Source organism: Marinilabiliales bacterium, assembly GCA_007695015.1.
In the GTDB taxonomy this organism is placed as follows: domain Bacteria; phylum Bacteroidota; class Bacteroidia; order Bacteroidales; family PUMT01; genus PXAP01.
Window position 1 is genome coordinate 95,911 of sequence record REEN01000067.1, and the last position, 22,557, is coordinate 118,467.

The following is a 22,557-nucleotide window of genomic DNA, read 5'->3' on the forward strand; positions in this document are numbered from 1 at the left end:
ATCAAAGGAGTTCTCCCGGTGAAAAAATGACCATCAACATAAATTATGCTAACCTGAGATCAGAATCTACTTCTTTGACAATGTCATTACTACATTAAAAGTCATTTCATCAAAGGTCTCAGTAAATTCTGCCACCATTAAATCCTTTTCCATGGTCGTCAGGGTCATCACAATTGTTACGTCTTCCTCTATAATAGTGAGGTTGCTACCCGACAAGGTCCAGTTGAATGAGTCAGTGCCTTGGTTATCGGTTGCAGAACCGGTTCCATTAGCGTTGAAAGTAATGGTGCCTGCATTGACCGTGGTAAACTCCTCAATTAGCTGTGTGCCCATGTACATTTCCACTTTATCTATGTTCCATGTTCCTTCAAGCTTAAAATCATCATCCTTATCACAGCTCAATGTTGCCATGATCATCATCCCCAGTATCAACAAGGGAAAAACGAAACTTCTAAGACTTTTCATTTTCATTTTCGACAGGTTTAGGTTTTTGATTGCAGCTCATTTCTGCAGAAAGCGATTTGTTTTATGCATATAAACAAATATATGATAATTATCTAAATATGAAAACAAAAGACTTAAAGTATTTTGGGAGCAGGAAGTATTTTCAAATATGTTCAGTGATGTATTCAATGAAAAAAGCACCTGCAAGTCAAAACTGCAAGTGCTTGATTATTTTGCGACTCCGGAGGGATTAGCTCGCTACACTCACCAGTATGGCGGGCACACGACCCGCTCATGATCCCTCCGGGGGTTCAGTGACAATTCAATAAATGCAAAATAAAAAGAGACTGCAAGAATTTAATTCTCAGTCTCTTTTGCGACTCCGGAGGGATTCAAACCCCCAACCTCCTGATCCGTAGTCAGGTGCTCTATTCAGTTAAGCTACGGAGTCTTTTGAGGCTGCAAATATAAACATTTTTCCGGTATTAATCCAAAACCGCCGAACCCACATCCTGCCGGGAAAGTCACCTCTCCGGCCTGTAGAACCACATCCTGCCTGAAACAACATTATCAAGGTCCAGATTGCTTAACCCAACGGTGCGGCCCGAAAACCCGGTGTTCTGGTGGGCAAGCTCAAACAGGCCGGGTTCAATGACCCGGTAAACAATGGCTGTGTGGTGCGCCATGGTCTCGGTATATGTGGTGTTGCCTTCCCGGTAACGCACCGTAACGTCCCTGAACTGGATTATATCGCCGGGAAAGATCTCCCTGCGGCGGGGATTGACCTCACGACCGAACCTGTACTCCCCGTCCCATTTGGCCTCTATACGCGTGAGCGCCTGGTAAGCCAGGTCCCAGCACTCGCCGCGGTCAACCTGCTGACCGATAACCGATTCAACATAATCAACCACCTTCCGGTTGAGGGGAGGTATGGTGTCGTTTCCAAATACCGGCGCCAGAAATATCATCAGGGCCCCTGCAACCAAAATTTTACCAATCAGCCTCTTCATAAGTAAATATTTAAATTAAACCATTGGTCTTATGGACCTTACCATAACAATATTTTCATTGTATTTTGTGAAAATATTGAAAATATTGTCATGGACGGTTCATATGTCCGTATTTTTTTTATAATACCTGCAATACTCCTTTATACCGCATTCACCGCATTTTGGTTTCCTTGCCACGCACACGTACCTCCCGTGCAGGATGAGCCAGTGGTGCGCCCTCGATATGAGCTCTTCGGGAATGTGCCTGACAAGCTGTATCTCGGTCTGCAGTGGAGTTTTGGCATTGGAGGTCAGTCCGATGCGGGCCGATACGCGGTGCACATGAGTGTCGACGGCCATTGCCGGCATGTTGTAAATTACGGAGGCAAGCACATTGGCCGTCTTGCGCCCCACACCCGGAAGCCTCTGAAGCTTTTCGACATCAGCGGGCATCTCACCCCCGAACTCCTCTGTCAGCACCTTTGCCATACCAACAAGATGCTTCGATTTATTGTTGGGATACGAGCAGCTCTTTATCAGCTCAAACACCTCCTCCACTCCGGCACCGGCCAGTGAGTGAGCATCGGGAAACCTGCTGAAGAACCCTGGTGTTATCATATTGACCCTCTTATCGGTACATTGTGCCGAAAGAATGACCGCCACAACCAGCTGATAGGGATCGGTATACAGCAATTCCGTCTCAGGAGCCGGCTGTTCCCTTATAAAGTATTCGAGCACCTTTCTGAACCTCTCCTCTTTTCTCATGCAGGCATGCTGTATTCAGCCTGTAAAGATAGAATTAATGATTAATTTTGCATTCCAAAAACCAATCATATGACACCCCTGCTCCAGGCAGAAAATATCAGTAAATCGTACGGCAGTCTCGCGATACTCTCAGGCATCTCCCTGGTGATCAGCCTTGGCGAGAAGGTGGCCCTGGTGGCAAGAAACGGAATGGGGAAAACGACTCTTTTTAATATCCTTTCGGGGAAGGATACGGCCGACAGCGGCACGCTGACCTCCAGGCGCGATCTGCGTCTGGGCTACCTGGAACAGGAGCCGGTTCTGGATGACGCACTGACAGTACTGGAACAGGTGTTCTCTTCGCCCGGGGAGGTGACCGAAACAATCCGCCGCTACGAAGAGGCACTGGTATCAGGCGACCGCCGGCTCATTGCCTCACTCACCCAGCGGATGGATGCACTTGAGGCGTGGGACCGGGAGACCAAAGCCAGGCAGATACTCACCGAGCTGGATATAACGGGTTTTGACCGGAAGACCGGGGAACTCTCAGGGGGACAGCGCAAGAGGGTGGCCCTTGCACGGGTCCTCGTTGAAGAGCCGGAACTGCTGCTTCTCGATGAACCCACCAACCACCTCGACCTGGACATGACCGAATGGCTGGAGAACTATCTCGGAAGATCGGGTATGACGCTGCTGATGGTGACACACGACAGGTACTTCCTGGACCGCGTCTGCAACCGGATCATTGAGCTGGACGATAACAGCCTGATCTCATACCAGGGCAACTATTCATACTTCCTTGAGAAGCGCGCCGAAAGGCTGGAGCAGATGCAATCGGCTACCGACAAGGCCCGCAACCTGCTGCGCAGGGAACTGGAGTGGATCAGGAGCACCCCCAAGGCCCGTACAGGCAAATCCAAATCCCGAATTGATGCCTTCGGCGATCTGAAGGAAAGAGCGGCGGGTACTGCCGGGCAGGGCGGGATTAAGATCAGGGCCGGCACCGGGAGGCTTGGCAACAAGATACTCGAGGTGCGGCATATAAATAAAAGCTTTGACGGGATAAAGGTGGTAGACGATTTTTCTTACACCTTCAGCCGGTTTGAGAAGATAGGTATAATAGGGAAGAACGGCACCGGCAAAACGACATTCCTGAACATGGTAACCGGTCAGCTCAGGCCTGACAGCGGCACATTGGAGGTGGGCCAAACGGTGCGTTTCGGCTATTTCAGGCAGGAGGGCATAAGCTTTGATGAAAAGCAGCGGGTCATTGACGCCGTGAGGGATATTGCCGAAGTGGTCAGGATGGGCGACGGTTCAACCATCTCTGCCTCACAGTTCCTGGGCCATTTCCTCTTTCCGCCGCCAAGGCAGCATGACTACATTGAGAAACTCAGCGGGGGCGAGAGAAGAAGACTGCACCTGGTCACGGTGCTGATGCAGAATCCCAACTTCCTGGTGCTGGACGAGCCTACCAATGACCTTGATATTGAAACACTCACGGTGCTGGAAGATTACCTCGCCGGAGCCGGCATCTGCCTTCTTGTGGTATCGCACGACAGGTTCTTCCTCGACAGGATATCCGACCATGTGTTCGTGTTCGGGGGCAACGGCTCGGTGAAGGATTTTCCCGGCAATTACTCACAATACAGGGAACATATCAGGAAACAGCAGAATGAAGAAAACGCGGCTTCCCGGCATAAGAGGAAAGGGACCGTGAGCAATGAACAGGCCGGTGGCAGGAATGCTCCCCGGCAACGGCAGCTGGGTTCACAAAAGGCTGAACAGGTTGGGGGACAGGCAGCGCCCGGCTTCCCCGAAAGGGGAAAAAGGAAACTCAGCTACAATGAGAAGCGGGAGATCGGACAGCTTGAGAAGGAGATCGAACAGCTTGAAGCTGAGAAGGTATTTATCGAAAAGGCCCTCTCGGGCGGAGAGCTGCCGGAAGAAAAGCTGCAGGAATACTCCGGCAGGTATGGGGGACTTACCAAAGAACTTGAGGCCAAAACGAACCGCTGGCTGGAGTTGTCGGAGTTTGGGGACTAATACAGCCCGGCTGCATCACCGGGCTGCCCTGTAAATAATTTCTTATACAAACTTTTACCTGTCGAAATGCTTCCGCGGAAGCCTCTCATCCCTCATGGCTGTGTGGTAAACAAGAACGGCCACAACTGTTGCAGCCTGCATCATGTCGCCAAGCTGCATCCTCTCAAATGTGTCCATATTGGTGTGGTAGCTGCGCCGGTAATCGAGCCGGTCCTGAATGAACTGAAAACCCGGCAATCCCGCCCCGTCAAATGCCACATGATCGGTGCTGCCGGTGCGGCGCATGGTGACGGTGCTCACTCCCAGGTCGGCAAGAGGCTCGAACCAGGCTTCGAATATTGGTCGCAGTGCATCGTTTTCCTGCAGGTAGATGCCCCTTATGCGGCCCGACCCGTTATCGACGTTATAATAGGCTGACAGCTTATCGTAATCCGGCTTCCTGCCTTCGCCGGCAGGATCAAAATAGTGCTCACGCACATAGCTCCTCGACCCGTGAAGCCCCTGCTCCTCGGCGCCCCAGAGGGCTATCCTGATGGTGCGCCTGGGCTGCACCCCGAGCTCCCTGAGAATCCGCATCACCTCCATCATTACGGCCACCCCGGCAGCATTGTCATTTGCTCCGGTCGCGGCGTGCCATGAGTCGAGATGCCCACCCACCATTACCACTTCATCACGCAGGTTCCTGTCAGTTCCCGGTATCTCTCCAATAACATTGTAACCCATCAGGTCATCGTAAAGAAAGTTGTTCCTGATATCCAGCTCAAGCTCTACCTCAATGCCTGCCTCAAGAAGCCTGACTATCCTGCCGTAATGCTCAAAGGTCATGTCAACCACAGTCATTCCCGGCTCTACATTGGTAGCATAGCCCCTGCCGTGAGACATGACCGCTCCGTAAGTGCCCGAGGAATTGAGAAGCGCTATGACCCCCTCCTCCTCCAAAAAATCATTGACCTTCTGCATCAGTGCACGCTGCGCAAACCAATCCGATGCCTGCCTCCTGGGCTGCCCGTATGCAGGTGAGCGGATCTCCGGGTATTGGGACAGTTCCTCAAGATCTTCGTCACTCCACCGTGAGGCTAGCGGCTGGAATGAGAGCTCAGGTTCGGATGTGACCGGGGTTACCACCACCTTGCCCTGCAGCCTGCCACGATACCTTTCGAAATCATCTTCGCTCTGTATATTTACCAGTACGGGTTTTGCCACCACCAGCGAGTCGGTACCCCTGGTCCACGCCCTTGGAACGGCAACCAGATGCTGGTAATAGGGTTTTGTCATTGCTATATAGAACCGCTCGTTGTCCCATCCCCTGCCGAACTCTCCCCAGGGTACAACCTCAACATTGCTAAGTCCCCAATCTTCAAGCTGAGAACTGGTCCATTCGTTGGCCTTGCTCAACCCGGTGCTGCCGGAGAGTCTCGGACCAATAACATCGGTAAGATGAAAGGATATATTGCGTATCTGTGAGTTCTTCAGGCCCTCCTGCCTTATCCTGTGAACCATATCGAGGTCCACGGGTTCTTTCTGGGCTGCCAGAAAAAGAGGCACCATGAGCAGAATCGCCTTAATAATGTTCCTGGTAAAATGCATGATCGGATTATTTGGTTAAACAAACGCCGGCAATAATTATTAGCTCCCGGTTATGATAACAAAAAGGTGTTATTTGTGTTTGCAAAGTAATTAAAATAAATAAAAATTCTCTTCCGGGCAACCGGGTTTAAAATAGCCGGCACAAAAACAATACCTGCAGAATGTTGCTTATTGTCTGAAAATACAGATAGTGTAAGGTTTGATAAAAATTGTTAATTTTACATTTTGCTCACTTTGTTCAGTGGTGAATCCCGCAAATCATCACGCAGACTGTGAACTGAACAATTAACCCTGATGTATGATATGTACATGTATTGGTGACGCGGACTTTGAGACGGCTATGGAAAAGGCCGGATCTGAAGAGCTTATCGAACTTCGCCTGGACCTGCTGAAGGCAACAGATGAGCAGATCAAAACCCTCTGCTCGCAAAGCGCCCGTGCAATTGTTGCATTCAGGCCGGGAAAAGCTACTGATGCAGAAAGACTTGAGAAGCTAAAGGTTGCTATACTTGCCGGAGCGAAGTTTGTCGACACCGAATGGGATGCCGCAGAGGAGTTCCTGGAAGAGCTGGTTCCCCTGGCCAGGGGAAACGATTGCCGGGTTATTATCTCGTTCCATGACAGGGAGAAGACACCTGTTAAACGGGAGCTGGAAAATATTGTTAAGGAGTGTGCCATGAGTGGCGCCGATATAGTGAAAATAGTGTGCAGGGTAAACAGCACCGAGGATAATGCCCGCCTGCTTAGCCTTTATTCTCTCGGGAAGAATGTAATTGTAATAGGGCTGGGTAACCTGGGGAAGATAACAAGGCTGGCAGCCCCGGTAATGGGGGCTGAGTTTACCTATGCCTCGCTGGGACGTGGACTAGAAACGGCTGACGGACAGTTGAGCAAGCCGGCGATGGAAAAGGTTTACAAAATTATCGGACAAGCTTAAGTTATATCATGAAGCGCACTATTTTGTTTTATTCCCTGCTGGCCGGTTTGCTGACCATGGTACAGAGCGGACTTCTGGCACAGACGGAGGTCGACGAGAGGGCAATGATCAGGTTTGATAAAGGGCTGGGGTTTCATGCCCCGGACACGAGTTTCGGACTCAACCTGAGATTCAGAATGCAGAACAGGCTGGGGGTTAACGGACTGACAGGCAGCGGACCGGTCATAGATGAGGTGGATGCACGGATCAGGAGGCTGCGGCTGAGGATCGACGGATATACCAGGAACGACAGGATTACCTATTACATGCAGCTCTCCTTTTCGAGAAGTGACCAGGACTGGGACGGCAGTGGTGTGCCGAACATCATTCGGGATGCCATGGTGTATTACAGTCTGAGCGATAAATTCTATGTGGGATTCGGACAGGGAAAGCTTCCCGGCAACAGGCAGAGGATAAACTCATCAGGACAACTGCAGTTTGCCGACCGCTCCGATGTTAACGCCATGTTCAACATCGACAGGGATTTCGGCGTCATGGGATACTACTCCGGCAACATCGCTTTTCTTCATTACAACTTAAAGACGGCGGTATCGAACGGTGACGGCAGAAATTCCCTGCCCTCCGGTAACGGGATGGCTTATACGGCACGTATTGAGCTTATGCCGTTCGGGCGGTTCATAAATGACGGCGACTTCTCCGAGGGGGACCTGGAGAGGGAACCCACACCAAAATTATCGGTAGGCGCAGGATTGCACTTTAATCATAAGGCAACGAGGACGCAGGGACAGAGGGGATGCCCGCTGTTTGAAGAGCGCGATCTCCGGTCCCTTCACCTTGACGCGGTAATGAAGTACCGGGGCTGGGCCTTTTACGGCGAATACATGGACCGCAGCACCGATGACCCCCTTACACTGTCAGACACCGATAAGTTTGCCCTTGTATTGACGGGATATGGAACAAATATGCAGTTGAGCTATGTTTTCCTCAACAATATTGAGGTGGCAGGCAGGTATACATATGTCAGGCCTGAGAACGTCAGCTTCAACCGGCCTGATGCTTCTCCACCCGGCCCGACGGTTATTAGTCCCCCGAAAACCGAAGAGTACACACTTGGTATTACAAAATATATCTACAGCCACAAGATAAAGGCACAGGGAAATATAGGATACAGGATAACTGAAAATATGGTCCCGGTTCCCGCCACGTCAACTGGCTGGGTCATCCGGTTCCAGATCGAATTGGGAATATAGCAGGGTTTTATGACACTTATTGACAGGCAGAGCGGACTCTTTACAGATCATTACGAGCTGACCATGGCCCAGGGTTTCTTTCTCAGTGGGAAAGCGGAAACACCTGCCAGGTTTGATTACTTCTTCAGGAAATCACCGTTCATGGGTTCTTATGTTATTTTCGCGGGACTGCAGAACCTGCTGGAGATGCTCACGGAATTCGCGTACGACAGGGAAGCCCGCGAATTTCTTGAATCCCGCGGATTTGATCAGCGTTTTACTGAATACCTGGCCGGGTTCAGGTTTTCCGGCAACATATGGTCAGCAGCCGAAGGGGAGATTGTCTTCCCGAATGAGCCGGTTTTGTCAGTTGAGGGAAATATCATTGAGTGCCAGCTTATTGAGAGCATGGTGCTTAACATTCTGAATTTTGAATCGCTCATTGCCACCAAGGCAAGCAGGATAAAACATGCTGCCGGCGACAGGGAGTTTATTGACTTCGGACTTCGCCGGGCGCAGGGTACAGGCGCTATGCAGGCAAGCAGGGCCGCCGTGATAGGCGGAGCCTCGGGAACCTCAAATGTACTTGCCGCATACAAGTACGGTCTCAGAAGCACGGGTACACAGGCCCATTCATGGATACAGAGCTTCAGCGATGAGCTTACAGCTTTCAGGGAGTTTGCAGGGGCTTTTCCCGATTCCTGCATACTGCTTGTCGATACATACAATACCCTGGGAACAGGAGTTCCAAATGCAATAAGGGTCGCAAAGGAGATGGAGAGGGCCGGTTACCGCCTGAAAGGGATCCGGCTTGACAGCGGCGATCTTGCCTACCTCAGTAAGAAAGCCAGGAAAATGCTCGATACCGAAAATCTGGAGTATGTTAAGATCATAGCCTCCAACCAGCTTGATGAATATGTAATAAGAAGCCTGAGAGAACAGAACGCCCCGATCGATGCCTTCGGGGTGGGTACAAACCTTGTTACCGGGAAGGACGATGCAGCGCTTGACGGGGTATACAAGCTTGTTTACAGCGAAGGCCGTGAAAGGCTGAAAATCTCCGATAATATTGAAAAAATGATCCTGCCGGGTAAAAAAAGGGTCTTCAGGTATTCAGGGGACGACGGCAGTTTTTATGCTGACGGCGTAAGCCTTGGGCAGGAGGATAGCTTCCGTATGATATACCACCCCTTCAATCCCGAAAAAAAGAGTGACATTTCGAACTTTCAGAGGGAGGAAATTGTTGTACAGGTCATGAATAACGGGAAGCCTCTGCATAGTCCCCGCAGTATTGATGAAATTGCGGAATATGCACGGGAAAGACTTATAAAGCTACCTGCTGAGCACAAACGTTTTGAATACCCGCATATCTACAAGGTGGGGATCAGTGAAAAATTGATGGAAACACGCGACAGGCTGGTAAAGGAAATAAAGAAAAACCAGGCAGGCTGATTACCGGCTGCTGCCGGCCTGACCGCCTGCCGAAATAAACAGTTGTGGTATGAGAGCACTTATAGTAGTTGACGTTCAGAACGATTTTTGTCCGGGAGGCGCATTGCCTGCACCGGAAGGAGACAGGGTAGTGCCGGTAATCAACAGCATATCGGGCAGGTTTGACCTGGTGGTTGCGTCGAGGGACTGGCACCCGGAAGGTACCGTCCATTTTGACAAGTGGCCCGCCCACTGTGTTGAAAATACAAAAGGAGCCGAATACCACCCCGGTCTGGATACCGGTAAAATTGATGTGCACCTGCTCAAGGGTACTGGTAATGTTGATGACGGATATTCGGCATTTGAGGCAACCAGCGATAACCTGGAAAAACTCCTGAAGAAAAGCGGTGTCGAAGAAGTATATGTTGCCGGGCTGACCACCGAATACTGTGTAAAGTCGACTGCATTGGACAGCCTCAGGAGAGGTTTCAAAACCTGGCTGGTTACCGATGCCATCGAAGGTGTACTCCAGAACCCCGGCGATGTTGATAAAGCCATTGGCGAGATGGCGGGACTGGGTGTTAAAATGGTCACATCCGGCCAGATATAACCACTGGAAATACCATCTGCCGGACTGCCAACTTATAAACATGACCTACTGAACCACAGGATTACAGACATTTAATCCGCAGCTGCCAAAAACCCGCAAGGGATCAGCCCGGTTGAGCAAACGTTTAAAAATTATGCGATTACATTTTAAGGCTTTTCTGACAATCCTGTTCCCGGCCGCGCTGCTTTTGGTTCTTTCCTGTGAAAGAGAGAAGGAAGATCCTGTTTTTGATGCGCAATACCTTGTTGATGCAGAGCTTATAGCTGAATATTCAGCAGGGGAAGTTGTTGAGATGGCAGGCAGCCTGGGGCTGTCGACTCCGGGTATTGAGTTCCTGATCAAGTATGATGTCTCAGTCTACCGGATAGTTTACGAGACGACTGATACCCGTAACAATCCGGTAGAGGCATCAGGGGCACTTGTTGTCCCGGTCACCCCAGATCCCCTCCCCCTAATGAGTTTTCAGCACGGAACGATTACCAGGGATGAAGATGCTCCATCATATTTTCAGTCTGAACAGTACCTTGCTACCCTCTTCTACTCATCTGCCGGTTATATAATTTCACTTCCCGACTACCTGGGGTACGGCGCCTCGCGCCACCTTGAACACCCCTATGAGCATGGAAAATCCCTGGCGACAGCTTCACGTGATATGCTCAGGGCTGTAAGGGAATTCGACATGGCTGTGAATGAATTCAGTGCATCAGAAAAGCTGTTCCTGACAGGTTATTCGCAGGGAGGATATGCCACAATGGCCCTGCTGAAGCTCCTTGAACAGGAGAACGAATCCGGTCTCACAGTTACCGCAGCCACGGCCGGGGCCGGTGCCTATAACAAAACACTGTTTGCAGAGTACATCCTGGGCCTGAACCGGGAACTTACTTACATTAACTATTTCATCTGGGTGCTTGACACCTACAACCGGGTTTATGACATTGACAGGCCATACAGCTATTATTTCAACCAGCCGCACGCATCAGTCATTGAAGAAGAGGGCATTTTTGCCAATACGGAACATAACCCGCGAAAATTGTTTACCGGCCAGTTTGCAGATGGCGTCTTATCAGGAACAGACACCGCGATTATGGAAGCCCTGGCTGACAATGACAATTATGACTGGAAACCATCGACACCGCTGAGATTGTACCACGGAACTGATGATGACTTTGTTTTCTACTTCAACTCGCTTACAGCATATGATGCCATGACCGCAAGAGGGGCCGCCGGTGTCGAACTGGTGACCGTTAAGGACGGAGATCATGGCACCACTGTTCCGGAATACTTTTTAGGCACTTTCCTGTTTTTTGCCGGCTTTTAATCGGCACACCTGATTCAGACATATAATTTTACCCGCCCTGATAAAAACATCACAAACTTTTTGATAAAAATTGATTTGTTTTCCCCTTTATTTATATTTTTAGGCAATTTTTAAATGCTGTCATGACAATTAACAAAGGATTGCATGAACTTATCAAAATTGTTTGAAAACAAATCATCATTGCCTGTTAAAAATAACGGCAGTGGTAAAAAGCTGCTGCTGAAGAAAAAGATTTTCGGGTTACTCTACCTGGAAGGGCCAAAAACAATTGCTGATCTCTGCATCCCTGCCGGTGTGAGTATCCCGACGATGACCAGGATAATGCATGAACTGATAAGAGAGGGTTGGGTAGCCGAACTTGGAACGGGTGAATCCAGGGGGGGCAGAAGACCCGTTTTTTTTGGCCTTAACCCTGAAGCCCGCAGAATAATCGGAATTGACATTACCCGGAAATACATCAGGATAAACATATTTGATCTCAGGAACAGGCCTGCCGGTAAAACTGTGCAGAAGGACATTGGCCTTGAAGATGTTACCTCCCTGCCGAAAATATTGAAAACCCTTGTAAATGAGTTGATTAAAAAACATAACCTCGAAAAAAGCAGTATTCTTGGTGCCGGTATAAGCCTGCCCGGCCTTATCGACAAGAAGACCAACATCAGCTACAGTTATCCCGGCCTGGGGGATAAACCCCTGGATGAAATATTTGGCGAACTTTTAGGAATACCTGCCTATATTGAACATGACACAAAGACCATGGCACTGGGTGAGGCCTGGTTCGGCCTTGCCAAAAACAAGTCTAACGTCCTGTGCCTTAATATTGGAGCAGGAGTCGGACTTGGGATGATACTGAAGGGGGAGCTTTACCAGGGACACTCCGGGTATTCCGGCGAGTTCGGTCATATACAGATGGTACCTGACGGTGAATTGTGTGATTGCGGGAAGATTGGCTGCCTCGAAACCATTGCTTCAGGATCCTCCATAGTTGCAAGGGCAAAACAGAGGATAAGCGAAGGAACAAACTCAATCATCAAGAAAATGGTGGAGGGCAGAACAGAAAATATAAGATTGCCAGATGTCATCTTTGCAGCCAGGCAGGGAGACCAGTTTGCCATTGAACTACTTGAAGAGGCAGGCGGATTCCTTGCACGCGGGATTGCAGTGCTGATCCATCTGCTCAACCCCGAAATGATCATCATTGGCGGCGACATGGCAGGGGCAGGCAACCTCCTTGCCGACCCGGTACAGCAAAAACTTAACAAATATACCATCAACAGGATACGGCAGGATACTGCGATCCATATCAGCGAACTTGGGGAACAGGCTATGCTGCTCGGCACTATCCCTGTTGTTATGACCAGGATCTTTTCACAGGAACCAAACATTAATAACATAAATAACCAATAGAGATGATACTACAACCTATCGACTGGGCAATTCTGGCAATGTTCTTCGTCATCCTTCTTTCAATAGGATATTTTACATCAAGGCAGGCCGGGCAAAGTACCACCAATTTCTTTCTCTCGGGCCGCAACATGCCCTGGTGGCTGCTCGGCGTCTCAATGGTAGCAACTACTTTTTCGGCCGATACTCCAAACCTGGTGACAGACATGGTCCGCACAGGCGGAGTGGCAAGTAACTGGTTATGGTGGGCATTCCTGCTTACCGGAATGCTTACCGTATTTGTCTATGCCAAGCTCTGGAACCGGTCAAAAGTAATGACCGACCTCGAGTTCTACGAGTTGCGCTACAGCGGCAAAATGGCAGCTTTTCTGAGGGGTTTCAGGGCAGTTTATCTTGGATTCTTCTTTAACGTGATGGTTATTGCAACCGTGTCACTCGCATTTATCAAGATAGCCGGTGTGATGCTGGGCCTTCAGCCCGCACCTGCGCTGATAATTGCCGCTGTTATTGTGGTTTTCTATAGCGGACTCGGGGGACTGAAATCGATATTGTGGACCGACCTGTTCCAGTTCAGTTTTGCAATGTTCGGCGCGATTATAGCAGCGGTTTATGTAACAAAGTCACCTGAGGTGGGGGGACTTTCGGGACTGTTTTCACATCCCAATGTAGTCGACAAGCTTAGTTTCGTTCCAAGCATATCACAGCCTGAACTTCTGCTTAGTATATTCATTATCCCTCTTGCAGTGCAGTGGTGGTCGGTATGGTATCCCGGAGCCGAACCCGGAGGTGGCGGTTACGTGGCACAAAGAATGCTCTCTGCCAAAAGCGAAGATCATGCCGTTGGAGCAACGCTTCTTTTCAACTTCTTTCATTACGCGCTCCGGCCCTGGCCATGGATAATAGTGGCTCTTGCCTCGCTGATAGTTTTTCCTGATATCCAGTCAATGGCTGACAGGTTCCCAGACGTAGCCACCAGGTACGTGCAGGAAGACTTTGCATATCCTGCCATGTTAAGGGAATATCTGCCGGCGGGATTGCTGGGACTGGTCGTTGCATCACTCATTGCAGCATATATGTCTACAACCGCGTCACACATAAACTGGGGATCATCATACCTTGTGAATGACTTCTACGGTCGCTTCTATAACCCCAATGCAACCGAGAAACAAAAGGTAGCTGTCGGCAGGATAAGTACTGTTTCCATAATGGTCTGTTCGGTCATCCTTGCCCTTATTTTGCAGAATGCACTTCAGGCATTCCAGTACATACTGATGATCGGCGCAGGAACCGGACTTATATACATTCTCCGGTGGTTCTGGTGGAGAATAAACGCTTTCTCTGAAATAGCGTCTATGATAGCTGCTGTAACATTCTCACTGATCTTTATTGCAATTGAGAACTTTGGCATAACACATCTTGAAAACGGAGCGATAAAGGTGCTGGGCATTCCGTCAACAGAAACTTACTGGTCAATAATAAGATTCGTAGGAGTGGTTGTCTTTACATCTGCGACATGGATAATTGTTACCCTGCTCACCAAACCTGTCAGTGAAGAAACTTTGCGAAGCTTCTACACCAAGATCAGGCCCGGGGGACCGGGCTGGAAGCCGGTAGTAGACAGGGCAAAAGCTGAAAACATTGAATTGGTTAAAGAGACGGATCTGAGGTGGGATGTGCCGACCGGCATACTGTGCATGATACTGGGCTGTATTTCCATATACAGCGTCCTTTTCTCGATCGGCAACCTGTTGTACGGCAATTTCGATCAGGCGTTCATATTCATTATCATTACAGGGGTGTCATCATTCCTGCTTTACAGGTCATGGAACAAGCTGAAATCAAAATAACCTGATAAACCTGAAAAATAAGCATATATGGAGAATAACCCGGGGTTATTCTCCATATTCAATTACACGGAATTATGTCAAAACCAACATTGCTCATCCTGGCTGCGGGACTTGGAAGCCGGTATGGAAGCCTTAAACAGATCGAACCAATTGGCCCTCATGGAGAAGCCATAATAGACTACTCGGTTTATGATGCAATTAAGGCCGGATTTGGAAAGGTCGTCTTCGTTATAAAGAAGGATATTGAAATTGATTTCAAAGAGAGCCTGCTTGCGAGATTCCGGGACAAGGTAGAGACCGGCTATGTCTTCCAGGAGCTTGATATGCTTCCAGGCGGGTACAAATTACCCCCCAACCGGGTAAAGCCATGGGGAACAGCCCATGCGATCATGGTCTCTGAAAAAGCCGTCACCACCCCTTTTGCAGCAATCAATGCCGATGATTACTATGGGTATGAGGCATTCAGCGAAATGCACGGTTTTCTTCAAACGGGAGATACTTCGAAGGAATACTGCATGATAGGATACAGGCTTGACAACACCCTGTCCGATCACGGAACCGTATCAAGAGGAGTTTGCAGCATTGACAGAGAACGCTTTTTAATATCAGTTTCGGAACTTACAAAAATTAAACGCGAAAAAGGTAAAATCTTCCACTACGAAAACGGTGAGCCGGCGGAACTATCCGGAAGTGCAACAGTCTCAATGAACATGTGGGGATTCGGCACTTCCGTTTTCGGCCATATCAGGCAAAGGTTCTCTTCTTTCCTTGACTTTAATATTAACGATCCAAAAGCAGAGTTCTACATACCAACCCTGGTCGACCAGCTTATCAATGACGGGGAGATCAGGGTCAGGGTACTCGACTGTAACTCCACCTGGTTTGGAATAACTTACAAAGAAGACAGGGATGCTGCCAGGAACAGTATCCTTGAAAAGATCCGTAACGGTGAATACCCTGAAAACCTGTGGCAGTAATGCTTGAAAGCGAGATCAGATCTGTATTCGGCAATTTCAAAACTACCGGCACCTTCCTCAGCGGTAAACCGACCGGATCGGGACATATCCACAAGACACTGCTCGTAAAGACAAAGGAAAAGGATGCCCCTGATTATATCCTCCAGAAAATCAATCAAAATGTCTTCCCGCCGGTGAGGGAGATGATGGACAATATCATCAGGGTTACCAGGCATATCAGGACAAAAAGAGCCGGCGACAGCCAGATTGGCGTTTTGGAAGTAATTGAAACCCGATCGGGAGATCCCTTTTTTACCGACCAGTCAGGCAATCACTGGCGGATATATAATAAACTGGAACCGGGTATCAGCTATGATATTGTACCAAACAACAAGGTCGCAAATGAGGCAGGGAAGGCATTCGGACAGTTTATAGGTGACCTGAGGGATATGCCGGCAGATGAGATATACCCGGTAATACCCGAGTTTCACTCCATCGAAATGCGTTTTGAGAAATTTCTGAGAGCTATAGAAGCAAACGCTGCAGGAAGGGTTGATGAAGTGAAAAGTGAGATCGAAACCGCCTCCAGGGCGATTGATGCCATGCTGGTTATCCCCCGCCTGGAAAGAGAGGGCAAATTACCCGTCAGGGTGACGCACAACGATACAAAGCTCAACAACATCCTGTTTGATGAAAAAGACCGGGCAGCATGCGTCATTGACCTGGATACCGTCATGCCGGGTCTTTCTCTCTATGACTTCGGCGACACTATCCGTACCGCTGCAAACACTGCCGATGAAGATGAAGCCGATCTTAACAGGATCAGGTTCAGCATACCGGTATTCCGCGCCTATACCAATGGTTTTATTGAAAAAACCGTTGCATTTCTGACCCAGTCCGAACTTGAACTGCTGCCCCTTTCTGCCCGTTATATGACATTCATAATGGGGCTGAGATTCCTGACCGACTATATAATGGGCGATATATACTATTCAACCGGTTACAGCGATCAGAACCTGAGGCGATGCAGGGCCCAGTTCAGGCTTATGCAGCTTATTGAGGAGCGGCATGATGAATGCATGGATATTGTGATGCAGGCTGCAAGGATGCATGGCAAATAACCCGGCAGGCCGATTTAAGATTTTTTCACATAAAGAAAATTCATGTAATAATTATATTTGAGGCTTCCCGGTAAGGTTTTGTTTTACCTGCCAATACTTAACCCATCAAACTTTTATATACATAATGACTGATAACAATTTCAAAAGCTATACAATGCCCAGGCTCGTATTGCTGGTGTCACTGCGCGTGGCAATAGGCTGGCATTTCATGTACGAAGGGGTTGCAAAGATCCTGCAGGGCAGCTGGACGGCCCAGGCATTTTTAATGGACTCACAGGGATGGTTCTCAGGTATTTTCAGAAGCATTGCCTCAAATCCCACTGCACTGGCCATATCCGACCAGCTTAACATGTGGGGGCTGGCACTTATCGGACTGGCCCTGATAACGGGCTTTCTCACAAAATATGCCAAGATTGCGGGAATGGTTCTTCTCCTCTTCTATTATTTGGCACAGCCACCAATCATGTCGGCCGAATACATGTTCCCGGGTGAAGGAAGTTACCTGTGGGTAAACAAGAACCTTATTGAACTCCTGGCGCTGGCAGTTCTGTATGTTTTTCCCACCGGGCACATTATAGGGATAGACCGGCTATTCAAAAGGAAAAAACAATAAACCGGAAAAAAAAATGTTAATAAATCCGGAATTCGCATGATAATATTCTCACAAAAATGGATAACAATAAGTCAAAAAAAACTGAAAACAACACAAAAGGGATAGGACGCAGGGATGTACTTAAAAGTCTGGCAACATTACCGTTTGCAGGAGCACTTCTCTACGGTGCCTTCCGAAAGCAAAGCCTCCAGCATTACAGGCAGGGACGGCTCTTGAAGGAGCTGGGGCTGGACACGGTTAATGAACCCATGCCTTTCAGCCCGGTTGTTACAACGGGGGGAGACCCTCTCCGGATTGGGATTATCGGGTTCGGCATAAGGGGTGAACAACTGCTGCGTTCAGCAGGATTCGCTCATCCGGAACTGATAGACAGCTGGACTGAAGCGGCAGCTCAGAACAGGGCCGATGACAGGCTGCAGGTCTACCTCGAACAGGAGGACCTGAATATCCGTATTACCGGAGTATGCGATATTTTCACCGCCCATACCAGGAGGGCCCTGGAGACCTCTGCAAATCTTTACCGGGCCGGATCAGGGGGACAAAAAGGGCAGCCGGCAGAACTCTATGATAACTACAGGGATCTGATCAATGCAGATAATATCGATGCCGTAATTATAGCAACTCCCGATCACTGGCATGCTGAAATGACCATTGAGGCTGCCAGGGCAGGTAAGCACGTTTACCTGGAAAAACCTCTGAGTCTGACTGTTGCCGAAACCCACGCGGTTGAAGAAGCTGTAAGGGAGAATGGCGTAGTTTTCCAGCTGGGACACCAGAACCGTCAGATTGAGAGCCACCTGAGGGCAAAAGAGCTGATAGAAAAGAATATCCTGGGCAAGATCACAAAGATTGAGTGCTATACCAACAGGAACTCTCCCAACGGTGCATGGGTATACGACATAGACCCGGAGGCTAATGAAAACACGATTGACTGGGAACAGTTTACCGGACCTGCACCTCCGCACCCGTTCTCACTTGAAAGGTTCTTCCGCTGGCGCTGCTGGTGGGATTACAGCACGGGGCTGACCGGCGACCTGTTTACACACGAGTTCGATGCCATAAACCAGGTTATGGATATTGGCATTCCCCATTCGGCAGTCGCCTCTGGGGGGATCTACTATTACAAAGACGGGCGTACCGTTCCCGACGTGCTGCAGGTAAGCTACCAGTACCCCGAACGTGACCTGAGCCTCCTCTACAGCGCTTCGCTTGCCAGCAGCAACAGGCGAAACAAGACATTCTTCGGCCACGACGCACACATGGAGCTAAGCGCCAACATGACAGTGTATGCTGACAGGGATTCGACACGCTACAAAGAGCATATCGAAGCGGGAATAATCCGGACCGACACCCCGCTGCTGACCTACACACCGGGTCGTGAGGGAGTGGATGTGGTCACTTCTGCAACCGAGCAGTACTTCGCAAGCAGGGGCCTGCTCTATACCTACCGTGGAGGCAGAAGAGTTGATACAACCTTCCTGCACATAAAAGAGTGGGTAGATGCAATACGTGGAGCCGGAAAGACCTCATGCGACATCAAGGCAGGCGTTGAAGAGGCAATTGCCGCCCACATGGGCACACAGGCATACAGGCTGGAAACCAAGGTGTTCTGGGACAAGGATAAGAAAGAGATCGTTACGGCCTGATAATTTACCTTAAGGTTGTTTTTTAATTGACAATCCTATGATTTCGGCTCAAAACCGGTTATATTTACCGTAAGGATATTTGCCGTGCTTTTTTCAGATGAGATGAATGGCCGCTCCCGGAAGGGGGAAGGCCATTTTTTAACAGTCCGGTAACCGCAACCTGTAAAAACCTTAAAGTCGTGAAGAACAAACCCTTATATAATAGAACCTACGCCAGGAAGCTGGACGCCAAAAACGAACTCGCAGAATTCAGGAGCCGTTTTCATATACCTGAGGGGAAAGTGTATATGGATGGCAACTCTTTGGGGCTGCTGAGTATTGACGCCGAAAGATCCCTGCTGCGGGTTCTGGATGAATGGAGAACCCTTGGCATAGGAGGTTGGATGAATGCAGAGATTCCGTGGTTCAGATTTTCAGAAGAGATGGGAGCCCGGGCAGCCTCCATGTTCGGCGCGTTAAAAGAAGAGGTTGTTTTTACCGGAACAACAACTGTTAACATACATACACTGGCAGGATCCTTTTACCGGCCTTCAGGCAGCAGGAAAAAGATACTGGCCGATGAGATTAATTTCCCGTCTGACCTGTATGCATTGCAGGGACTTCTGAGAAACAGGGGCATAGACCCTGGCGAGAACCTCATAATGGTAAAGGCAAATGAACACGGGCTGCTTGATGAAGATGAGATCATCGGCAGGATGTCAGATAAGGTGGCGCTTGTGTTCCTGCCTTCGGTGCTATACCGCAGCGGCCAGTTGCTTGATATAGCCAGGATAGCCGGGGCTGCAAGGGAAAGAAACATACCTGCAGGGTTTGACTGCAGTCACTCGGCCGGAGTGATTCCCCACAGGTTTGATGAGTGGGGTGTTGATTTTGCACTCTGGTGCAGCTATAAATACATGAATGCAGGTCCGGGAGCCGCCGCGTTCCTGTATGTGAATAAAAGACATTTCGGACTTGATCCCTCTCTTCCCGGTTGGTTCGGCAGCGATAAGGAGAAACAGTTCGACATGCTGACAAAGTTCACCCCTGCTGCCGGCGCCGGCCGGTGGCAGATATCCTCTCCCGGCATACTCGGATCGTCTCCTCTTGAAGGTGCGCTTAACATAACCCTTGAGGCAGGGATAGAGACCATAAGGCAGGTTTCTCTCCGCCTGACAGGTTACCTTGACGGTCTGATCAGGGAAACCATCATGCCGTTCCATCCTGAATGCAGGATAATCACGCCAAGGGAACCGGAACGCAGAGGCGGGCACATTGCCATTGAGCATCCTCGTGCCAGTGATCTATACTACCGGTTGACGGAATCGGGAATAATAACAGACCTGCGTCCCCCGAACATTATCAGGATAGCACCGGCACCCCTTTACAACTCCTTTGAAGAGGTGTACCTGACCGTAGAGAGATTGGGTGAAATACTTGAAAGCCTGTAATCCGCACCTTCAGCGTATAAGTCCTCAACTCACAGACGGTTAAGCATATCGGGTGCTCCATCCCTGTAGGCCGGACTGATCCATTGTTCGAATGGGTGATATTTGCTTTCTGCCGCCCACCTTATTCCCCTTTTCTGGATTTCAAGGGCCTCATAAACTTCAAAATCGCCAATAACATGCCCGAGAGCAGAATAAAACACGCGTCCCTTGCCATAATACTTCTTCCAGACCTGGGGCATTACAGTGCCTCCTATCCAATTAGCATGCTCGTCGGTAAAGGTCGTAGTTGCCATAACCTTCACATTGGGATCAACGTGCATGTAATATTGCTCTGAATGCATGTTGAAATCTTCAAGTCCGGCCGTTACAGGATCTTCATGGTCAACTATGTTCACCCGGTAATGAATAATCCCACCCGGATGTGACACCCATTGCCCTCCTGTCATAAACTGGTACTCAACATTGTTCCTGAAAGAATCACACAGTCCGCCATGCCACCCCGCAATGCCGCAGCCGTTTTTCACTGCCTCAAGCAGGCCCTTTTCCTGCTCATTCGAGATCTGGCCCATGGTCCAAATCTGCACCACGAGATCAAGAGAATCCATGAGCTCCTTGTCAAGATAGGCGTCAAGCGTGTCGGATACCGTTACCTCTGCTCCCTCCTGCCTCATCCAGGGGACAAAAAGGTCACGTGAGGGTTCGGGGTCGTGCCCGTCCCAGCCTCCGTAAACAAACAATACTTTCTTGCCTTTAAGTGTGGGCGCCGGCTGTACAGCCAACGGCCGGGCCAGCAGGGCTTTGGCTCCGATCATACCTGCTCCTCCGGCCATTACAGTCTTTTTGATAAAACGTCTGCGGGATGATGAATGATTATCCATAATAAAAGATTTTATTGGTTAAAATTTAGTCAAACTCTTTTTGAAAGAACCGTTTTCTCATATTCAGCTACAGCTTTGGTATATTCAACTGAAACCGGCACATCACCTGTCAGGCAGTAATAATCATATACTGCTCCGAATGGCCTGGTCTTCATGATCTCCATATATGCAAGACGCTCAAAGTACCTGCCCTCCTCCTCAAATTTCCTGAGAAGGTGAACAGGCTCGAGAAGCGCATACAAAAAAGCCGTCTGGGCGGCACGCACACCGGTGACATAGGCCCCTACCCTGTTAATGCTTGCATCGAAAAAATCGAGGCCGACGCGGACTCTGTCAAGGGCCTTGCACCTGACCACCTCCTGGGCGATAAGCTGAATCTCATCGTTGAATGTCACAACATGGTCACTGTCCCATCTGACACCCCTTGTAAGGTGCAGCAGAAGTCCGTCAAAGAACTGCAGGAGTGCCGATATCTTGTCCCCTGCCTGCTCAGTCGGATGGAAATGGCCGTTGTCGATACATACCATTTTCCCCTTCTGCAGGGCATAGGCAATATAAAACTCAAGTGAGCCGACCACCATGGCCTCTGACCCGATACCGAAAAGCTTGCTCTCTAAAGAATCAATTAAATGGGCAGACGGGTACTCAACAGAGAATATCTCATCGAGAGATTCCTTCAACAGGGACCTGTGCGTGTTCCTGTCAACCGGCACATCTTTTGATCCGTCAGGTATCCAGATATTATTCACAGCCGCAGTGCCGAGTTCCCTGCCCATGACCGAAGCTATCTCCCTGCACCTTTTTACATGTTCAATCCAGAACCGCCTGTGCTTCTGGTTCTTGTCCGATAAAGTATATCCGTTATCAGCGAACGGATGTGAAAAGCAGGTGGGATTGAAATCCAGGCCTGTACCATTATCCTTTGCCCAGTCAATCCACCTCTGAAAATGAACCGGCTCTATCTCGTCGCGATCAACCCCCCGGCCTCCGAAATCACCATAAATTGCATGCAGGTTGAGTCGTTGTCTTCCGGGAAGAAGGCTCATTACCTTGTCAATATCCTGGATAAGTTCATCAATACTGCGGGCTTTCCCCGGGTAATTACCGGTAACCTGAATTCCTCCCCCGCCCAGGCGGGAATCAGGACTTTCGAAACCGCCCACATCATCGGCCTGCCAGCAGTGAAGAGAAATGTTAACTGAATCCAGCATTTTCAGCGCCTCGTCCGTATCTACACCAATTTCAGCATACATATCCCTTGCCATCCTGTAGGCTTCCTCAATTTTCCTGTTTTTGTCCATGCGAGATTATTTAACCGATAAATATA

Annotated in this window: 19 protein-coding genes and 1 tRNA gene; 13 read left to right on the forward strand and 7 right to left on the reverse strand. The window is 49.4% G+C overall.

Annotated features, from left to right (window positions below):
• Nucleotides 1-66: 66 nt before the first annotated feature.
• From EA408_10215 to nth, 4 genes are all read right to left on the reverse strand, one after another.
• The gene (locus EA408_10215; protein TVR71026.1) at nucleotides 67-471 is read right to left on the reverse strand and encodes a hypothetical protein; all 405 of its coding nucleotides are present in this window, start codon (nucleotides 469-471) and stop codon (nucleotides 67-69) included.
• A gap of 347 nt (nucleotides 472-818) precedes the next feature.
• Nucleotides 819-895, reverse strand: a tRNA-Arg gene (locus EA408_10220).
• Between the two features lie 73 nt (nucleotides 896-968).
• Nucleotides 969-1,454 (reverse strand): hypothetical protein, encoded by a 486-nt coding sequence (locus EA408_10225; GenBank protein TVR71027.1) that lies wholly within the window; start codon nucleotides 1,452-1,454, stop codon nucleotides 969-971.
• 99 nt (nucleotides 1,455-1,553) lie between these two features.
• Nucleotides 1,554-2,198 (reverse strand): endonuclease III, encoded by a 645-nt coding sequence (gene nth, locus EA408_10230; GenBank protein ID TVR71028.1) that lies wholly within the window; start codon nucleotides 2,196-2,198, stop codon nucleotides 1,554-1,556.
• Between the two features lie 69 nt (nucleotides 2,199-2,267).
• Here nth and EA408_10235 point away from each other — a divergent pair, with 69 nt between their 5' ends.
• On the forward strand, nucleotides 2,268-4,223 hold the full coding sequence (locus EA408_10235; protein TVR71029.1) for an ABC transporter ATP-binding protein: 1,956 nt from the start codon (nucleotides 2,268-2,270) through the stop codon (nucleotides 4,221-4,223).
• 54 nt (nucleotides 4,224-4,277) lie between these two features.
• On the opposite strand, the gene EA408_10240 is transcribed toward EA408_10235, so the two are convergent.
• Nucleotides 4,278-5,771 (reverse strand): M20/M25/M40 family metallo-hydrolase, encoded by a 1,494-nt coding sequence (locus EA408_10240; GenBank protein ID TVR71054.1) that lies wholly within the window; start codon nucleotides 5,769-5,771, stop codon nucleotides 4,278-4,280.
• Nucleotides 5,772-6,108: 337 nt separating this feature from the next.
• Between EA408_10240 and EA408_10245 the strand changes: the two genes are divergently transcribed.
• From EA408_10245 to kynU, 12 genes are all read left to right on the forward strand, one after another.
• The gene (locus EA408_10245; GenBank protein ID TVR71030.1) at nucleotides 6,109-6,747 is read left to right on the forward strand and encodes a type I 3-dehydroquinate dehydratase; all 639 of its coding nucleotides are present in this window, start codon (nucleotides 6,109-6,111) and stop codon (nucleotides 6,745-6,747) included.
• An 8-nt stretch (nucleotides 6,748-6,755) separates the two neighbouring features.
• On the forward strand, nucleotides 6,756-7,997 hold the full coding sequence (locus EA408_10250) for a porin (GenBank protein ID TVR71031.1): 1,242 nt from the start codon (nucleotides 6,756-6,758) through the stop codon (nucleotides 7,995-7,997).
• Between the two features lie 9 nt (nucleotides 7,998-8,006).
• Nucleotides 8,007-9,428, forward strand: coding sequence for a nicotinate phosphoribosyltransferase (locus tag EA408_10255; GenBank protein ID TVR71032.1), 1,422 nt, complete (start codon nucleotides 8,007-8,009; stop codon nucleotides 9,426-9,428).
• Between the two features lie 49 nt (nucleotides 9,429-9,477).
• Nucleotides 9,478-10,017, forward strand: a complete 540-nt coding sequence (locus EA408_10260) for a nicotinamidase (GenBank protein TVR71033.1) — start codon at nucleotides 9,478-9,480, stop codon at nucleotides 10,015-10,017.
• Nucleotides 10,018-10,150: 133 nt separating this feature from the next.
• Nucleotides 10,151-11,335 carry an alpha/beta fold hydrolase gene (locus EA408_10265; GenBank protein TVR71034.1) on the forward strand — a complete coding sequence of 395 codons (1,185 nt, stop codon included), beginning with the start codon at nucleotides 10,151-10,153 and terminating at the stop codon, nucleotides 11,333-11,335.
• 144 nt (nucleotides 11,336-11,479) lie between these two features.
• Entirely contained in the window at nucleotides 11,480-12,742 is a 1,263-nt protein-coding gene (locus EA408_10270; GenBank protein ID TVR71035.1) for an ROK family transcriptional regulator, read from the forward strand.
• 2 nt (nucleotides 12,743-12,744) lie between these two features.
• Nucleotides 12,745-14,586, forward strand: coding sequence for a Na+:solute symporter (locus EA408_10275; protein ID TVR71036.1), 1,842 nt, complete (start codon nucleotides 12,745-12,747; stop codon nucleotides 14,584-14,586).
• Between the two features lie 74 nt (nucleotides 14,587-14,660).
• A complete protein-coding gene (locus EA408_10280) occupies nucleotides 14,661-15,563 on the forward strand; it encodes a nucleotidyltransferase (GenBank protein ID TVR71037.1) in 903 nt (300 codons plus the stop codon).
• On the forward strand, nucleotides 15,563-16,663 hold the full coding sequence (locus tag EA408_10285) for an aminoglycoside phosphotransferase family protein (protein TVR71038.1): 1,101 nt from the start codon (nucleotides 15,563-15,565) through the stop codon (nucleotides 16,661-16,663). The genes EA408_10280 and EA408_10285 overlap by 1 nt, the downstream gene beginning before the upstream one ends.
• A gap of 124 nt (nucleotides 16,664-16,787) precedes the next feature.
• Nucleotides 16,788-17,276, forward strand: coding sequence for a DoxX family membrane protein (locus EA408_10290; GenBank protein ID TVR71039.1), 489 nt, complete (start codon nucleotides 16,788-16,790; stop codon nucleotides 17,274-17,276).
• A gap of 56 nt (nucleotides 17,277-17,332) precedes the next feature.
• Nucleotides 17,333-18,922 (forward strand): gfo/Idh/MocA family oxidoreductase, encoded by a 1,590-nt coding sequence (locus tag EA408_10295; GenBank protein TVR71040.1) that lies wholly within the window; start codon nucleotides 17,333-17,335, stop codon nucleotides 18,920-18,922.
• Nucleotides 18,923-19,101: 179 nt separating this feature from the next.
• The gene (gene kynU, locus EA408_10300; protein ID TVR71041.1) at nucleotides 19,102-20,352 is read left to right on the forward strand and encodes a kynureninase; all 1,251 of its coding nucleotides are present in this window, start codon (nucleotides 19,102-19,104) and stop codon (nucleotides 20,350-20,352) included.
• Between the two features lie 29 nt (nucleotides 20,353-20,381).
• Here the strand turns inward: kynU and EA408_10305 are convergent, their stop codons facing one another.
• On the reverse strand, nucleotides 20,382-21,230 hold the full coding sequence (locus tag EA408_10305) for a ThuA domain-containing protein (protein ID TVR71042.1): 849 nt from the start codon (nucleotides 21,228-21,230) through the stop codon (nucleotides 20,382-20,384).
• Between the two features lie 29 nt (nucleotides 21,231-21,259).
• On the reverse strand, nucleotides 21,260-22,531 hold the full coding sequence (locus EA408_10310; GenBank protein TVR71043.1) for an L-rhamnose isomerase: 1,272 nt from the start codon (nucleotides 22,529-22,531) through the stop codon (nucleotides 21,260-21,262).
• Nucleotides 22,532-22,557 lie beyond the last annotated feature (26 nt).

Coding starts and splice junctions, on each gene's coding strand:
- EA408_10215 (TVR71026.1), bottom strand. CDS start 471: ATGAAAATGAAAAGTCTTAGAAGTTTCGTTTTTCCCTTGTTGATACTG.
- EA408_10225 (TVR71027.1), bottom strand. CDS start 1,454: ATGAAGAGGCTGATTGGTAAAATTTTGGTTGCAGGGGCCCTGATGATA.
- nth (TVR71028.1), bottom strand. CDS start 2,198: ATGAGAAAAGAGGAGAGGTTCAGAAAGGTGCTCGAATACTTTATAAGG.
- EA408_10235 (TVR71029.1), top strand. CDS start 2,268: ATGACACCCCTGCTCCAGGCAGAAAATATCAGTAAATCGTACGGCAGT.
- EA408_10240 (TVR71054.1), bottom strand. CDS start 5,771: ATGGTGCCTCTTTTTCTGGCAGCCCAGAAAGAACCCGTGGACCTCGAT.
- EA408_10245 (TVR71030.1), top strand. CDS start 6,109: ATGATATGTACATGTATTGGTGACGCGGACTTTGAGACGGCTATGGAA.
- EA408_10250 (TVR71031.1), top strand. CDS start 6,756: ATGAAGCGCACTATTTTGTTTTATTCCCTGCTGGCCGGTTTGCTGACC.
- EA408_10255 (TVR71032.1), top strand. CDS start 8,007: ATGACACTTATTGACAGGCAGAGCGGACTCTTTACAGATCATTACGAG.
- EA408_10260 (TVR71033.1), top strand. CDS start 9,478: ATGAGAGCACTTATAGTAGTTGACGTTCAGAACGATTTTTGTCCGGGA.
- EA408_10265 (TVR71034.1), top strand. CDS start 10,151: ATGCGATTACATTTTAAGGCTTTTCTGACAATCCTGTTCCCGGCCGCG.
- EA408_10270 (TVR71035.1), top strand. CDS start 11,480: ATGAACTTATCAAAATTGTTTGAAAACAAATCATCATTGCCTGTTAAA.
- EA408_10275 (TVR71036.1), top strand. CDS start 12,745: ATGATACTACAACCTATCGACTGGGCAATTCTGGCAATGTTCTTCGTC.
- EA408_10280 (TVR71037.1), top strand. CDS start 14,661: ATGTCAAAACCAACATTGCTCATCCTGGCTGCGGGACTTGGAAGCCGG.
- EA408_10285 (TVR71038.1), top strand. CDS start 15,563: ATGCTTGAAAGCGAGATCAGATCTGTATTCGGCAATTTCAAAACTACC.
- EA408_10290 (TVR71039.1), top strand. CDS start 16,788: ATGACTGATAACAATTTCAAAAGCTATACAATGCCCAGGCTCGTATTG.
- EA408_10295 (TVR71040.1), top strand. CDS start 17,333: ATGGATAACAATAAGTCAAAAAAAACTGAAAACAACACAAAAGGGATA.
- EA408_10305 (TVR71042.1), bottom strand. CDS start 21,230: ATGGATAATCATTCATCATCCCGCAGACGTTTTATCAAAAAGACTGTA.
- EA408_10310 (TVR71043.1), bottom strand. CDS start 22,531: ATGGACAAAAACAGGAAAATTGAGGAAGCCTACAGGATGGCAAGGGAT.